The organism is Streptococcus mitis (assembly GCF_005144795.1).
GTDB lineage: Bacteria > Bacillota > Bacilli > Lactobacillales > Streptococcaceae > Streptococcus > Streptococcus mitis_BB.
Window position 1 is genome coordinate 156,946 of record NZ_SWFJ01000001.1, and the last position, 15,230, is coordinate 172,175.

13 protein-coding genes and 2 riboswitches are annotated in these 15,230 nt (G+C 41.3%); of the genes, 8 read left to right on the forward strand and 5 right to left on the reverse strand.

What is annotated here, in order from left to right; translation table 11 throughout:
* Nucleotides 1-137: 137 nt before the first annotated feature.
* A riboswitch (M-box (ykoK) riboswitch) is annotated at nt 138-289 on the reverse strand.
* A gap of 57 nt (nt 290-346) precedes the next feature.
* Nucleotides 347-1,408, reverse strand: a complete 1,062-nt coding sequence (locus FBF73_RS00725; protein WP_124787523.1) for a M24 family metallopeptidase — start codon at nt 1,406-1,408, stop codon at nt 347-349.
* Complete coding sequence (uvrA, locus tag FBF73_RS00730; protein ID WP_124787522.1) at nt 1,401-4,232, reverse strand: excinuclease ABC subunit UvrA; 2,832 nt, start codon at nt 4,230-4,232, stop codon at nt 1,401-1,403. The genes FBF73_RS00725 and uvrA overlap by 8 nt, the downstream gene beginning before the upstream one ends.
* A gap of 131 nt (nt 4,233-4,363) precedes the next feature.
* Here uvrA and FBF73_RS00735 point away from each other — a divergent pair, with 131 nt between their 5' ends.
* The 4 genes from FBF73_RS00735 (at nt 4,364) to FBF73_RS00750 (ending at nt 7,751) form a co-directional block, all read left to right on the forward strand.
* The gene (locus FBF73_RS00735) at nt 4,364-5,308 is read left to right on the forward strand and encodes a magnesium transporter CorA family protein (protein WP_000815623.1); all 945 of its coding nucleotides are present in this window, start codon (nt 4,364-4,366) and stop codon (nt 5,306-5,308) included.
* Between the two features lie 11 nt (nt 5,309-5,319).
* A complete protein-coding gene (locus FBF73_RS00740; protein ID WP_124787521.1) occupies nt 5,320-5,997 on the forward strand; it encodes a DUF1129 domain-containing protein in 678 nt (225 codons plus the stop codon).
* 350 nt (nt 5,998-6,347) lie between these two features.
* Nucleotides 6,348-7,382: a S66 family peptidase gene (locus FBF73_RS00745; protein WP_125410855.1), complete on the forward strand. Its 1,035-nt coding sequence runs from the start codon at nt 6,348-6,350 to the stop codon at nt 7,380-7,382.
* Between the two features lie 105 nt (nt 7,383-7,487).
* The gene (locus FBF73_RS00750; protein ID WP_000166114.1) at nt 7,488-7,751 is read left to right on the forward strand and encodes a SemiSWEET family transporter; all 264 of its coding nucleotides are present in this window, start codon (nt 7,488-7,490) and stop codon (nt 7,749-7,751) included.
* Nucleotides 7,752-7,840: 89 nt separating this feature from the next.
* Here the strand turns inward: FBF73_RS00750 and FBF73_RS00755 are convergent, their stop codons facing one another.
* Nucleotides 7,841-8,404: a DNA-3-methyladenine glycosylase I gene (locus FBF73_RS00755; protein WP_125410854.1), complete on the reverse strand. Its 564-nt coding sequence runs from the start codon at nt 8,402-8,404 to the stop codon at nt 7,841-7,843.
* A gap of 9 nt (nt 8,405-8,413) precedes the next feature.
* Nucleotides 8,414-9,007 carry a Holliday junction branch migration protein RuvA gene (gene ruvA, locus FBF73_RS00760; protein WP_125410853.1) on the reverse strand — a complete coding sequence of 198 codons (594 nt, stop codon included), beginning with the start codon at nt 9,005-9,007 and terminating at the stop codon, nt 8,414-8,416.
* A 156-nt stretch (nt 9,008-9,163) separates the two neighbouring features.
* A riboswitch (FMN riboswitch) is annotated at nt 9,164-9,278 on the forward strand.
* Nucleotides 9,279-9,410: 132 nt separating this feature from the next.
* On the opposite strand from ruvA, the gene ribD reads away from it, so the two are divergent.
* Genes ribD through ribE (FBF73_RS00780) form a run of 4 tightly spaced genes read left to right on the forward strand, consistent with a single transcriptional unit; the run spans nt 9,411 to nt 12,824 of the window.
* On the forward strand, nt 9,411-10,511 hold the full coding sequence (ribD, locus tag FBF73_RS00765) for a bifunctional diaminohydroxyphosphoribosylaminopyrimidine deaminase/5-amino-6-(5-phosphoribosylamino)uracil reductase RibD (protein WP_136936663.1): 1,101 nt from the start codon (nt 9,411-9,413) through the stop codon (nt 10,509-10,511).
* A complete protein-coding gene (ribE, locus tag FBF73_RS00770; RefSeq protein WP_119947911.1) occupies nt 10,496-11,131 on the forward strand; it encodes a riboflavin synthase in 636 nt (211 codons plus the stop codon). Before ribD ends, ribE (FBF73_RS00770) begins: the two co-directional genes overlap by 16 nt.
* A 19-nt stretch (nt 11,132-11,150) precedes the next feature.
* Nucleotides 11,151-12,356 (forward strand): bifunctional 3,4-dihydroxy-2-butanone-4-phosphate synthase/GTP cyclohydrolase II, encoded by a 1,206-nt coding sequence (locus FBF73_RS00775; RefSeq protein ID WP_124787516.1) that lies wholly within the window; start codon nt 11,151-11,153, stop codon nt 12,354-12,356.
* Entirely contained in the window at nt 12,357-12,824 is a 468-nt protein-coding gene (ribE, locus tag FBF73_RS00780) for a 6,7-dimethyl-8-ribityllumazine synthase (RefSeq protein ID WP_124787515.1), read from the forward strand. It begins immediately after the preceding gene.
* 430 nt (nt 12,825-13,254) lie between these two features.
* Here the strand turns inward: ribE (FBF73_RS00780) and mutL are convergent, their stop codons facing one another.
* Nucleotides 13,255-15,204, reverse strand: coding sequence for a DNA mismatch repair endonuclease MutL (mutL, locus tag FBF73_RS00790; RefSeq protein WP_124787514.1), 1,950 nt, complete (start codon nt 15,202-15,204; stop codon nt 13,255-13,257).
* Nucleotides 15,205-15,230 lie beyond the last annotated feature (26 nt).

Here is a 15,230-nt window from a genome sequence, read left to right on the forward strand (position 1 = left end):
AAAGGCGAGTATACAAAACAGTAACTGACTCATATACTGCGGCTCTGGATGATCATCAATTTGCATACTCTTCTCCTTTCTTTATTTTTAACAGTAGAAAATCCTACCATCAAAAAATGGCAGGATTAAAAAACTAATTATCTGTTTTTTCGTTCAAGCTTTAACTCCATAGGGCAATGTAATGAGCTTAGTCTTAGCCTTCGCGACCAAAACTGTTGACCAACGAGTAGTGTCTCCACTGCTTTGCGGTAGTCATCCGTATCCCTATGGTAGCCTCACCTACCGTTTTCGTCTTTCAGTATAAACCTTTAAATTTTAAAAGTCAATCATTTGAGCTGTTTGACTATTAAATGACTATCAACTCTTTTGGAGCTAGGGTCAATAATTCACAACCTGTCTCTGTAATCAAGATATCATCCTCAATACGAACGCCATATTTGCCTTCGATATAGATACCTGGTTCATCGGTTAAGGCCATACCTGCCTTAATAATTTCTGTAGAAGTTTGGCTAAAGTAAGGCTCTTCATGGATATCCAGTCCAATACCGTGTCCAATACCGTGGGTAAAGTAGTCGCCATAGCCTGACTCGATGATAATATCACGAGGAATTTTGTCAAAGTCTCGGAAAGCTAATCCTGCCTTAGCCTGGTCAATCAAGGCTTGGTTGGCTTTCAGAACCGTATTGTAAATTTCCGCCTGCTCGTCGCTGACATGCCCCAGATAGATAGTTCGTGTCATATCGCTAACATAGTGGTCATAGAGGCAACCGAAATCCATGGTAATAGCTTCCCCTAGCTCCACTGGTTTGTGCATGGGATGAGCATGAGGTTTGGAAGAGTTGATACCGCTAGCTAGGATAGTGTCAAAAGACAAGCCAGATGCTCCCAACTCACGCATACGGAAGTCAAGGAAGTTGGCAATCTCAATTTCAGTTTTTCCTGGTGTGATAAAGTCAAGCGCATCGCGAAAAGCTTGGTCTGAGATAGAACAAGCCTTGCGAATAGCTGCAATCTCTGCCTCATCCTTAATCATTCGAAGGCCTTCAACAAACTGAGTTTGTGGAAGCAAGTCCAAACCTGCAAAAGCTGCCTGCATACGGTGATAATAAGAGACTGAAATCTCATCTTCAAAACCGATACGAGACAAGCCCATGTCCTTGACAATTCCTGCAATGACAGCCAATTCATCACGGTCAGCCACAATCTCAAAACCACTGGTTTCTTGCTTGGCTGCAATGATATAGCGAGAGTCTGTCACCAAAACCTGACGGTCACGACTGATGAATACTGTTCCATTTGAACCCCAAAAACCAGTCAAATAATAGACGTTTTTAAGGTTATTGATGATAATGCCATCCAGTTCCTTTTCTTGCATTTTAGATAGAAATGCTTGTACGCGTTTATTCATGATGTAACTTTCCTTTCAAATACTGTCCTGTGTAGCTGGCTTCGTTGGCCGCTACTTCTTCTGGAGTTCCCGTTGAGATGATGGTTCCACCACCGACACCGCCCTCAGGTCCCAAGTCGATGATATGGTCTGCTGTCTTGATAACGTCTAGATTGTGCTCAATGACGAGGACTGTATTGCCATCGTCTACAAAGCGAGCTAAAACCTTAAGCAAGCGAGCAATATCCTCGGTATGAAGACCTGTCGTCGGCTCATCCAGAATGTAGAATGACTTACCTGTCGAGCGTTTGTGGAGTTCACTAGCCAGCTTCATACGCTGAGCTTCTCCTCCAGAAAGGGTGGTAGCAGGTTGCCCCAATGTCACATAACCAAGTCCCACATCCTTGATGGTCTGAAGTTTACGTTGAATCTTTGGAATGTGTTGGAAAAACTCCACCGCATCGTTGACGGTCATGTCCAAGACTTGCGAGATATTTTTTTCCTTGTAATGAACTTCTAGGGTCTCACTGTTGTAGCGGGTTCCGTGGCAGACTTCACAAGCCACATAAACATCTGGCAAGAAGTGCATCTCAATCTTGATGATCCCGTCACCTGAGCAGGCTTCACAGCGACCACCCTTGACGTTGAAACTGAAACGCCCCTTCTTGTAACCTCGAATCTTGGCCTCATTTGTCTGGGCAAAGAGGTCACGGATGTCGTCAAAAACTCCCGTATAGGTAGCCGGGTTAGACCTCGGCGTTCGTCCGATTGGACTCTGGTCAATATCAATCAAGCGGTCTACATGCTCAATCCCTGTGATGGTCTTGAATTTACCAGGCTTATCTGAATTACGGTTGAGCTTCTGGGCAATAGCTTTTTTGAGGATGCTGTTGATTAAGGTCGACTTCCCTGAACCTGATACCCCTGTCACCGCGATGAATTTTCCTAGTGGGAAACGAGCTGTGACATTTTGCAGGTTGTTCTCACGCGCTCCTGTCACTTCGATAAAACGACCATTTCCGGTACGGCGATCTTCTGGCACTGGAATGGCACGTTTTCCTGACAAGTACTGGCCTGTGATAGACTTACTGTTACGAGCCACCTGTTTGGGCGTACCTGCCGCAACAATTTCCCCACCAAAAACACCGGCACCGGGACCAACGTCAATCAGATAATCCGCCTCACGCATGGTATCTTCATCATGTTCCACCACGATAAGAGTATTGCCCAAATCACGCATCTTTTTGAGACTGGCAATCAGACGGTCATTGTCCCTCTGGTGAAGACCGATTGACGGCTCGTCTAGGATATAGAGGACACCTGATAAGTTAGAGCCAATCTGGGTCGCCAAGCGAATACGCTGACTTTCCCCACCTGAAAGGGTTCCTGCCGAACGTGACAGGGTTAGATAGTTAAGACCCACGTTATTAAGGAAAGTCAAACGGTCCTTGATTTCCTTGAGAATGGGACGAGCAATAATAGCTTCATTTTCAGACAAGGTTAGCTGACTCACCAAGTCCAAGTGATCTGCGATAGACAGGTCTGAAATTTCTCCGATATGTGGACCTTGCTCGCCACCCACACGGACAGACAAGGCCTGGTCATTGAGACGATAGCCGTAACAGGTTCCGCAGGTCAGCTCATTCATGTAGAGGCGCATCTGGGTGCGGGTGTAGTCACTATTGGTTTCATGGTAGCGACGTTTGATATTATTAACAACTCCCTCAAAAGGAATATAGATATCACGCACGCCACCAAATTCATTCTCATAGTGGAAATGGAATTCCTTACCATCTGATCCATAGAGAATCAAGTTCTTATCTTCTTCTGACAAGTCCTCAAAAGGCTTATCCATATCCACTCCAAAAGCTGTCATGGCCTGCTCTAGCATATTTGGATAGTAGTTAGATGAGATAGGATTCCAAGGTGCTAGCGCCCCCTCACGTAGCGTTTTGCTGGCATCTGGCACTACTAGGTCGATATCCACCTCCAGCTTGATGCCCAAGCCGTCACATTCACTACAAGAACCAAAAGGTGCATTGAAAGAGAAGAGACGAGGCTCTAACTCTGGAACAGTAAATCCACAAACTGGGCAGGCATAGTGCTCAGAGAACAATAACTCAGAGTCGTCCATAGTGTCGATAATGACATAACCTTCTGCGATACGAAGGGCAGCCTCAATGGAGTCAAAGAGACGACTACGGATGCCCTCCTTGATGACAATACGGTCAACCACGACATCAATATTGTGTTGCTTGCTCTTAGACAACTCTGGTACTTCGGTCACATCATAGACTTCCCCATCCACACGGACTCGAACATAACCATCTTTCTGAACCTTCTCGATAACACCCTTATGTTGGCCTTTTTTCTTGCGGATGACAGGGGCCAAGATCTGCAAGCGCTGGCGTTCAGGTAACTCCAAAACCTTATCAACGATTTGCTCCACCGAAGAGGCCTTGATAGCCCCATGCCCGTTGATACAGTAAGGCGTCCCCACACGTGCGTAGAGGAGACGCAGATAGTCATTGATTTCAGTCGTTGTTCCCACCGTCGAGCGAGGATTTTTACTAGTCGTTTTCTGGTCGATGGAAATAGCTGGGCTGAGACCATCAATAGCATCTACATCAGGCTTCTCCATATTTCCCAAGAATTGACGAGCATAGGCTGACAAACTCTCTACATAGCGCCGTTGTCCCTCGGCATAGAGGGTATCAAAGGCCAGACTGGATTTCCCTGAACCTGACAAGCCTGTCACGACAACCAACTTGTCTCGTGGAATCTCCACATCAATATTTTTTAAATTATGGGCACGCGCCCCATGAATGACAATTTTATCTTGCATCTTTGTTCTTTCTAGTCCATTATTGCTTACCATTATACCAAAAAAAGTGAGATTCTATTACCCAAAAGGCTGAATTTGTAGTATAATAGTACGGTGTGAAAAAATCTGAAAAATGAGAAAGGATAAGGGATATGAAACAAGTTTTTCTCTCTACAACAACTGAATTTAAAGAGATCGATACGCTTGAACCGGGTACTTGGATCAATCTCGTCAATCCGACTCAAAATGAATCACTCGAAATCGCCAACGCCTTCGATATTGATATCGCCGACCTTCGAGCACCGCTCGATGCGGAAGAAATGTCTCGTATTACCATTGAAGACGAGTACACCCTGATTATCGTTGACGTGCCAGTCACAGAGGAAAGAAATAACCGCACCTACTACGTAACCATCCCGCTTGGTATTATCATCACCGAGGAAACCATTATCACTACGTGTTTGGAACCATTACCAGTCCTTGATGTCTTTATCAACCGTCGCTTGCGTAATTTCTACACTTTCATGCGTTCGCGTTTTATCTTTCAGATTCTTTATCGCAATGCAGAACTATACCTAACAGCCCTTCGTTCGATTGACCGTAAGAGTGAACAAATCGAAAGTCAACTGCATCAATCAACTCGTAATGAAGAATTGATTGAGCTCATGGAATTGGAAAAAACCATCGTCTATTTCAAGGCTTCCCTCAAAACAAATGAGCGTGTGATTAAGAAATTGACCAGCTCAACCAGCAATATCAAGAAATACCTTGAGGACGAAGATCTGCTTGAAGACACCCTGATTGAAACCCAACAGGCCATCGAGATGGCAGATATTTATGGAAATGTCTTACACTCTATGACAGAGACCTTTGCCTCTATCATTTCCAACAACCAGAACAACATCATGAAAACCTTGGCCCTTGTGACCATCGTCATGTCCATCCCAACCATGGTCTTTTCTGCCTACGGGATGAACTTTAAGGATAATGAAATCCCCCTAAACGGTGAGCCAAATGCCTTCTGGTTAATCGTCTTTATCGCCTTTGCTATGAGTGTCTCGCTCACTCTCTATCTCATCCATAAAAAATGGTTCTAAGAGGAATATTTATGTCTCAGATTGATCTACAAAAATTAACTAAGAAAAACCAAGAGTTTATCCACATCGCTACCCAACAATTCATCAAAGATGGGAAAACAGACGCTGAAATCAAGACTATTTTTGAGGAAGTCATTCCTCAAATCCTTGAAGAGCAAGCCAAGGGTACGACTGCTCGTTCCCTCTATGGCGCGCCAACTCATTGGGCTCATAGTTTCACTGTCAAGGAACAATATGAAAAAGAGCATCCAAAAGAAAATGATGATCCAAAACTGATGATTATGGACTCAGCTCTTTTCATCACTAGCCTCTTTGCCCTCGTCAGCGCCCTCACAACCTTCTTTGCGGCAGATCAAGCTTTCGGCTATGGATTTGTCACCCTCCTGCTAGTTGGACTGGTTGGTGGATTTGCCTTCTACTTGATGTACTACTTTGTTTACCAATACTATGGACCAGATATGGACCGCAGTCAACGTCCACCTTTCTGGAAATCTGTACTGGTTATCCTAGCTTCTATGTTCCTTTGGTTGCTTGTTTTCTTTGCAACAAGCTTCCTACCAGCTAACCTTAACCCCGTACTTGCTCCATTGCCACTAGCTATTATCGGAGCAGCCCTCCTAGCCCTTCGCTTCTATCTCAAGAAGCGCTTGAACATCCGCAGCGCAAGTGCAGGACCAACACGCTATTAAGAGAATGATAAAAGCAACTGCAGGTGCGGTTGCTTTTTTACTACTTTCTTGATTTAAAAGCATTCTTCTGAAATCCCACATAGCCCTATCTAATCTTTTATGATAAAATAGGCTCATACTCAATGAAAATCAAAGAGCAAACTAGGAAGCTAGCCGCAGGTTGCTCAAAGCAGTGCTTTGAGGTTGTAGATAGAACTGACGAAGTCAGTAACATATATACGGCAAGGCAAAGCTGACGTGGTTTGAAGAGATTTTCGAAGAGTATTAAAAGTATTCTTCTGACATCCCACATAGCTTTCTCTTATCTTTTGTGATAAAATAGGCTCAATCTATTTCTAGGAGGATAAGATATGGTTTCTACTATTGGTATTGTTAGTTTATCTAGTGGCATTATCGGAGAGGACTTTGTCAAACATGAAGTTGACTTGGGTGTCCAACGTCTCAAGGATCTGGGACTCAATCCTATCTTTTTGCCCCATTCGCTAAAAGGATTAGACTTTATCAAAGACCATCCTGAAGCGCGTGCAGAGGATTTGATGCATGCCTTTTCTGATGATAGCATCGACATAATCCTATGCGCCATCGGTGGAGACGATACCTATCGCTTACTACCTTATCTTTTTGAAAATGACCAACTACAAAAGGTTATCAACCAAAAAATATTTCTTGGTTTCTCGGATACAACCATGAACCATCTCATGTTGCATAAACTAGGAATCAAGACTTTTTATGGCCAATCCTTTTTAGCTGACATTTGTGAATTAGACAAAGAAATGTTAGCCTATAGCCTTCACTACTTTAAAGAATTGATTGAGACGGGAAGAATCTCAGAAATCCGCCCTAGCAATGTTTGGTATGAGGAACGAACGGATTTTAGTCCCAAGGCTCTGGGGACACATCGTATCAGTCATGCAAATACTGGTTTTGACTTGTTGCAAGGAACTGCCCAGTTCGAGGGAAAAATCCTCGGTGGTTGCCTCGAATCCCTCTACGATATCTTTGACAACTCTCGATACGCAGATAGCACGGAGCTCTGTCAAAAATACAAACTTTTCCCTGACTTGTCAGACTGGGAAGGCAAAATCCTCTTACTAGAAACAAGCGAAGAAAAGCCTGAGCCAGAAGACTTCAAAAAGATGTTGCAGACTTTAAAGAACACTGGTATATTCGAGGCCATCAGTGGACTCCTGGTCGGAAAACCTATGGATGAAACTTTCTATGACGACTATAAAGAGGCACTATTGGATATTATTGACAGCAATATTCCGATTCTCTATAATCTAAATGTCGGCCACGCAACTCCAAGAGCAATTGTCCCCTTTGGCGTCCATGCCCATGTAGATGCACAGGAGCAAGTCATTCGCTTTGACTATAACAAAAAATAAATAGTTTCTCTATTTTTGTGCTTTTGTATTCGTTTTCGTTACAATTTGTATCTGAATTTATTGCATTTCGCTAATTTCTATGTTATCCTTTTGAAGGAGGTGTATATGACAAAACAAAAAATTAATCGAATCGTAGGTTCTATTGGTGCCTTTATTGGAATTATAGTATTTATTGCCTACATACCTCAAATTATCGCTAATTTACAGGGAAATAAAGCTCAACCATTTCAACCTTTATCAGCTGCTATATCTTGCTTAATCTGGGTTATTTATGGATGGACAAAGGAACCTAAGAAGGATTGGATACTAATCATTCCAAATTCAGCTGGTGTTATTTTAGGTGGAATCACTTTTTTGACTTCACTCTAACAAATCTAATAGTATATATAAAAAGCTGGGAAAAGTTTCTCAGCTTTTTTCTATATTCTATTCTCAGATATGCGAGTTACCTGTACACACTAATGACCGCTTTTCCACTCACAATCGTTCTCATGGTCATCAACCAGGCCTGCTGCTTGTAAAAAAGACAAGACGGCGACTGGGCCTGTGAACTTGAAGCCTCGTTTTTTGAAATCTTTAGCTAATTTCTCAGACAAAGGTGTTTTAGCTGGGGCTTGGCGATAATCAGGAATATCGTTAACGACAGTTTTCCCCTCAACAAAAGACCAAAGATAGGCATCAAAAGAGCCATATTCTGCCTGTAACCGTAGAAAGGCTTGGGCGTTAGCGCGTGTAGCAAAAATTTTCGCTCGATTTCGGATGATGGCTGGATTCTCCAGCAAGTTTTCCAATTCGGCATCTGTCATTTCTGCGACCGCTTGAATTTGATAGCCATGAAAGGCTTCTCGGAAAGCTTGGCGTTTGTTGAGTACCGTTTCCCAAGACAGGCCTGCCTGATAGGTTTCCATACACAACAACTCAAACAATGCTTGGTCATCATGGAGGGGTTGGCCCCACTCCTCATCATGATAGGCGATATAGAGCGGATTGGTCATCTTGACCCACGAACAACGTTTTGTCATGCTCTGCTCCTATTTGACCAACATTTTAAGGGCCGACTTGATATAGTTCTCTGCTGTATCTGTCGTTCCTTCAAAGAATTTCTTGATTTTCTTGAGCTCTGTTGCCTTGTAGCCCAGAGCCAACATGGCCTCCATAGCTTCTTCCAATTCTTGGTTTTCAGCGCTAGCTTGCACTGCCACCTTGACAGGAAGGTCATCTCCTGCAACTACTACCTTGCCTTCCAAGTCTAGCACCATCTGCTGGGCTGTTTTCTTACCAATTTTAGGAAACTTGGTCAAATAAGTGATATTCTTGGTTTCGATGGCTTGAACCAAGCCAGCATTGTCATCGGCAGCGATAATAGCGAGAGCTGATACAGGACCAATCCCAGAAACCGAAATCAGACTGAGAAAGAGCTTTTTCTCGTCTTCTGAGCAAAATCCATAAAGCAGATGAGCGTCCTCACGCACGATCTGATGCACATAAATTTGAGCTTCTTGGTTGACCTGTCCTGAGTAGGCATAGGGATTAGCCACATGCAAGATATAACCGATACCGTTGACTTCAAGAACAATGTATTTGGCAGTGATTTTGGTAATGATTCCTTTAAGATATTCGTACATAGTTTTCCTTTTCTCTTATTTCGTTTATCTAGTATATCATATTTTCTTTATCCGAGGAGCGAGAATTGATTATCACAAATACAGTATATCAAAAATAATTTATGTTTATCTGTTGACATATTCAAAATTAAGTACTATAATCATCTGTAATTGAATAACTATCTTCAGGGCAGGGTGCAATTCCCTACCGGTGGTATAGCCCACGAGCCGAAAGGCATGATTTGGTGAAATTCCAAAGCCGACAGTATAGTCTGGATGAAAGAAGATAAAAGTATATTTGTGCTTTTTGTGTGCTCTGAAATGATTACTTGTCATTTCAGAGCATTTTTGTTAATCGCATAAGTTTTCTTTTGTATGCCTTGAATAGTCCCCTATTCAAGGTATATTTTTTGGAGGTAGTGAGATGAGCGACTCAGAATATATGAAATTAGCAATAAAACTGGCACAAAAAGGGGCTGGTTACGTCAATCCCAATCCTATGGTCGGCGCAGTTATTGTAAAAGATAATCACATTATCGGACAAGGATATCATGAGTTTTTTGGTGGCCCACATGCTGAGAGAAATGCTCTTAAAAACTGTAGAGAATCCCCTGTCGGAGCAACGCTTTATGTAACACTTGAACCCTGTTGTCACTTCGGGAAAACACCTCCTTGTATAGATGCTATAATCGATAGTGGTATTACAAGAGTAGTCATTGGAAGTTTAGACTGTAATCCTATTGTATCTGGAAAAGGAGTAAAGATACTTGAGGAAAATAATCTTCAAGTTACTGTTGGAGTTTTAGAAAATGAGTGTCTTAACTTAATAAAAAGTTTTAGAAAGTATATTACCCAGCATGTACCCTATGTTTTTATGAAATATGCAATGACAATGGATGGAAAAATAGCCACTAAAACAAATCAATCCAAATGGATTACTGGAGAAGAGGCAAGAAAGCATGTTCATCAGTTACGACACCATGTCAGTGCGATTATGGTGGGAGTCAATACTGTTATTCAAGACGATCCTTTGCTAACATGTAGATTGGAGGAAGGGAAAAATCCTATCCGTATCATATGCGATACACATTTACGAACTCCTCTTACCTCTAAAATCGTAAAAACAGCAAATGATATTAAAACTTACATCGCCACTTCCTCTGAAGACAAAAATAAAATGAAGCTATATCAAAATCATGGCTGTGAAATACTTTCCATAAAGAAAAGAGGCAATCATATAGACTTATCAAGTTTAATGCAACATCTAGGAAACATGCAGATTGATATCCTACTTCTAGAAGGGGGCAGTCTAATGAATTGGAGTGCTTTGGAACAACAAATTGTTGATGATCTGAAAATATATATTGCACCAAAAATTTTTGGAGGCCGTGCCAAGTTTCCTGTCGGAGGCGAAGGTATTTCTTTGCCAAATGACGCTATTAGCTTGAAACCTTATGCTTTTTCTCAAATAGGAGATGACTATCTCATAGAAAGTGAAGTGATTTATCCATGTTCACAGGAATAATTGAAGAAATCGGAAAAGTTGAAAGAATACAGAAAGACTCTCGTAATTGTAAACTATCAATTAAAGCCTCAAAAATATTAACGGATATTCATTTAGGCGATAGTATAGCAGTAAATGGTATCTGTCTTACAGTTACTCATTTCAATCATCAAGCCTTTACAGTTGATGTAATGAATGAAACATGGAGTCGAACAGCTCTTACTCTATTAAAACATGGAAGTGAGGTAAATCTAGAAAGAGCCTTATCTGTCAACGGTCGACTTGGGGGTCATGTCGTTACAGGACACATTGATGGTACAGGAAAAATCTCGTCAATAAAAAAAGATGATAATGCTGTATGGTATCAAATCAACACACAAAAAGAAATTTTAGATTTAATAGTTGAAAAAGGATCTATTACAATTGACGGCATTAGTCTGACTGTCGCTAAAGTCTCCAAAGTAAACTTTTCAGTATCTGTTATCCCTCATACCTTGGAACAAACCATTCTTAAGAGTAAACAAGTCGGGAGTACAGTAAATCTTGAAAATGATATCTTAGGTAAATATGTGCAAAAACTGATGGATAACTCTCCAAAATCAGAAATATCTAAGGAACTATTATATCAAAATGGATTTTAGCAGAAAGGATGATCAGTCAATGGAATATCGAAAAATACAAGAAGCATTAGAAGCATTGCAGAAGGGACGACTTGTTCTTGTTATAGATGACAAGGATAGAGAAAACGAAGGAGACTTAATTTGTTCTGCACAAGCAGCTACAACTGAAAATGTTAATTTCATGGCTACTTATGCCAAAGGATTAATTTGTATGCCTATGAGCGAACGTTTAGCTAATCAATTAATGCTTTCACCTATGGTTGAAAACAATACAGATAATCATAAGACTGCTTTTACAGTTTCAATTGATTATAAAGAAACGACCACAGGTATTTCTGCCGAGGAAAGAGGACTGACCGCACGTATGTGTGTAGCTGAAGATATAACACCTTCTGATTTTCGCAGGCCAGGACATATGTTTCCTTTAATTGCAAAAAAAGGTGGTGTTCTAGAAAGAAATGGACACACAGAAGCAACTGTTGATTTATTAAAATTAGCTGGACTAAAAGAGTGTGGCCTATGTTGTGAAATAATGAATCATGATGGCAAAATGATGAGAACAGATGATTTAATTCAGTTCTCGAAGAAACACAACATTCCACTAATTACCATCAAAGAATTACAAGAATATAGGAAAATATATGATCAGCTGGTAGAACGAGTTTCAACTGTCAATATGCCTACTAGATACGGTAATTTCAAAGCAATTAGCTATATAGATAAATTAAATGGGGAACATCATCTTGCTCTTATTATAGGAAATATAGAGGACGAAGCCAATGTATTATGTCGTGTCCACTCTGAATGTTTAACAGGGGATGTTTTAGGCTCTTTACGGTGCGATTGTGGACAGCAATTCGATAAAGCTATGAAAATGATTGCTGAGAATGGTTCAGGTGTCTTACTTTACTTACGACAGGAGGGACGAGGAATTGGACTTATCAATAAATTAAAAGCCTATCATTTACAAGATCAAGGAATGGATACGCTTGATGCCAATCTTGCCTTAGGCTTTGAAGGTGATTTAAGAGAATATCATATTGGAGCACAAATGCTTAAAGACCTGGGACTACAGTCACTACATTTACTGACAAATAATCCTGACAAAGTTGAACAGTTAGAAAAATATGGAATTACCATTTCCAGTAGAATACCAATCGAAATAGAAGCTAATCCTTACGACAGTTTTTATTTAAAGACAAAGAAAAATCGAATGGGTCACATTTTAAATATGGAGGAAAAATAAATGAACACTTATGAAGGTAATTTAGTAGCGAACGATATTAAAATCGGTATTGTTGTAGCGAGATTTAATGAATTTATAACGTCAAAATTATTATCTGGAGCACTAGATAATCTCAAAAGAGAGAATGTAAACGAGAAAGATATCGAAATAGCCTGGGTTCCAGGAGCTTTTGAAATACCACTGATTGCATCAAAAATGGCAAAAAGTAAAAAATATGATGCAATTATCTGCTTGGGAGCTGTCATTAGAGGTAGTACAAGTCATTATGATTATGTATGTAGCGAGGTATCTAAGGGAATCGCCCAAATCAGTTTAAATAGCGAAATCCCAGTTATGTTTGGTGTGCTAACGACAGATACAATTGAACAAGCCATAGAGCGAGCTGGCACTAAAGCAGGAAATAAGGGTTCTGAGTGTGCACAAGGAGCTATTGAAATGGTCAACCTAATTCGCACATTGGATGCATAGAACAGACTCTACTTTTAAACGAATAAAGAAACTAAGCAAAATCGCAATTTAATACTCTATGAAAATCATAGAGCAAACTAGGAAGTCAGTCGCAGATTGGTAAGACACAGCTTCGATGTTACAGACAAAACTGGCAGAATTAGCTCAAAACACTATTTTGAGATTACTGATAAAACGGACATAGTTTAAAGAGATTTTTGACGAGTATTCGGAAGAAAAAAAAGTAAATATTTCCATGATAAAACGCATAGAATCAAGGTTTTTGAACACCTGATTTTATGCGTTTTTCTGATTTTGAAAATTTTTCCCAGACTTTTTGTACTTTGTATACTCAATGAAAATCAAAAAGCAAACTAGGAAGCTAGCCGCAAGCTGTACTTGAGTACGGTAAGGGGACGTTGACGTGGTTTGAAGAGATTTTCAAAGAGTATTAATATTTCCCCAATTCACGAAGACTAGTGTGATTTTCCTGAATACGTCGGAACATCTTTTCCATATCCGACTTGGTGAAATGCACCAAAACAGGACGTCCGTGGGGACAGTTGTAGGGATTGTCACATTGAGAGAGCTGATAGAGGAGCTGTCTAGCCGAATGGTCGTCAATACGATGGTTGGCCTTGATAGACCGTTTGCAGGACATCATAATAGCCAACTCTGCTCGGTATTTCTTGATAGAAACTTCCTTGGTCAAGAATAGCATGTCACACATTTCATAGATGCCTGATTCAATCTCTTCTTCTGCCATCCAAATAGGATGTTCACGTAAGATAAATTGATTTTCCCCGTACTCTGCTAGAAAGACGCCCACTTCCTCCAAAAGTGCCATTCTTTCCTTGAGACGCAGAGCATCATCCGCTGGAAATTCAAAGATATAGGGCACTAGGAGTTGCTGCTGGCTCTGGTCAACATTGCCAATGCTTTCACGGTATTCCTCATATTTAACCCGTTCCTGAGCTGCGTGTTGGTCTATGATGTAGAGCCCGTCTCGCCCTTGGGCAAAGAGATAGGTTCCATGCATTTGCCCGAAAAATTCCAACTCTGGGAAGCTTGATGATTCTTCTCGCTCCAGCTTGTCATAAGCCTTATCAAGACTCGCAAGGTCTAACTCTGGGTGATCTAGCTGATCGTAGTTAGCAGGTTTTCTCTCTGCAAAATGCAGTTTTGCTGGCTTGGTCAATTGATCCAAGGTTTCCTTGGCAAACAGGGTTAAATCCTGTTTCTCTTCAGTCAGATTCACCTGATAATCAGCCACCTCAGCTTGGCTAGATCTTGTCGGCTCTGTTTTCTCATAGTAGAGAGTATTTTCTTTGAGGGGAAGAATGGTCTGCTCCACCTTTTGACGATTGCGCACAGTCGATTTAGCAAGATTTTCCAAAGCATCTGGTATCAAGGTTTGTTCCTTGAGACTATTTGCAATAGCTTCTGAAACCAACGTCATCAGTTCTTTTTCCTTGGAAATTCGCACCTCTTGCTTAGTAGGATGCACATTGACATCCGCTAGATAAGGGTCGATATGGATGTGAATGACAGCCAGTGGAAAACGTCCCACCATGAGCTTACTTCCGTAACCATCTAAAATAGCACGATTGAGTAAAAAGTTCTTGATATAACGGCCATTGATGAAGAGACTGATATAGTTGCGATTAGCTCTAGTTAACTCAGGCAAGGACACAAAGCCAGAAATTTCGAAATCAAGGTCAGAATTTTCAATTTCAATCATCTTCTTGGCGCTAGCTAAACCGTAAATCCCTGCGATAGCTTGGCGCAGTTGACCAGTCCCTGCTGTCCGTGTCATTTCCTTGCCATCACTAATCAAGCTAAAAGAAATCTCAGGATGGGCCAAGCCCAGACGGTTGACAATATCAATGATATGAGACAACTCTGCTTGCTGACTCTTCATATACTTGAGGCGGGCAGGCGTGTTGAAAAATAGATCCTCCACACAAACCTTGGTTCCCACAGGACTAGTCGCTGGGACGACTTCTTCAACTTCTCCCCCACGCGCGACTAGCTTGATTCCGTGACTTGCGCCCTCAACTGCTGTAAAAAGAGTTAAAACGCTGACGGATGCGATAGAAGGCAGAGCTTCACCACGAAAACCAAGCGTCCGAATTCGAAAGAGATCTGCCTGATTTTTTATCTTACTGGTCGCATGACGACGCAGAGCCAGCTCTACCTCATCGTGGGCAATTCCATGACCATTATCTGTGATTTGAATCTTCTTGAGACCAGCTTCCTCAATCTCAATGATAATCTGACTAGAACCCGCGTCAATGGCGTTTTCTACCAATTCTTTGACCACACTGGCAGGACGTTCAATGACCTCTCCTGCCGCAATCTGGTTTGCCAGCACCTCTGGCAATTCAATAATATGAGACATTTTTCAGCCCCTTTCTGTATCTATTT